The organism is Desulfopila inferna (assembly GCF_016919005.1).
Lineage (GTDB): Bacteria > Desulfobacterota > Desulfobulbia > Desulfobulbales > Desulfocapsaceae > Desulfopila_A > Desulfopila_A inferna.
In genome coordinates this window covers 1-571 of record NZ_JAFFQE010000027.1, presented here as the reverse complement: position 1 = coordinate 571, position 571 = coordinate 1, and the positions used below count along the sequence as shown (strand labels likewise).

General features: G+C 61.3%; 1 protein-coding gene. It reads left to right on the top strand.

All coding sequences use genetic code 11. The features are described 5' to 3' along the window. The first annotated feature begins 83 nt into the window (after positions 1–83). Positions 84–377, top strand: a complete 294-nt coding sequence (locus JWG88_RS21275) for a heavy-metal-associated domain-containing protein (protein WP_004635162.1) — start codon at positions 84–86, stop codon at positions 375–377. Positions 378–571 lie beyond the last annotated feature (194 nt).

Below are 571 nucleotides of genomic sequence, written 5' to 3'. Positions count from 1 at the left end.
TCTACTGCCGGAAAGTGTCTGGCGCTGTGTTGAACGCAGTCGCAGTGAGATTTTCAACGTCACCTCCTAAAAGGATTTCTTCCATGGACACTATCGAACTGAAGATCAAGGGCATGAGCTGCGGCTCCTGCGTCTCGTCGGTTACTCATGCACTGCAGCGAGTGCCTGGTGTGGATGCCGTCGACGTGGATCTGGCGCGCGGTATCGCGCGCGTCAGCGGTAACGCCCAGGCCGCGCCCGCAATGCTGGCCGCGCTGGCAGCAGCCGGTTACGAAGCCGAGTCGCTTAGCACTGGCGCCGGAGCGAAGACGGAGCATGCCCACCATGGTGACGTCCCAACCGGCACTGCTCACAAGAGCGGTGGATGCTGCCACTGATAGACCGCTAGGAGGGGCGGCCGGGCAGTGCACCGATCGGCGTCCCTAACCTTGACCTTGCGAAGGAGTTCTCATGTCGTCGCTTCGATCTCTCTCCAGGCACCGCCAGTCGGGCCGCATCGGTTCAGGGGCCATCTTCATTGCGTTTGCGTTGATTGCCCTGTTCTTCCTGTTCACCGAGCACCGGGCACATC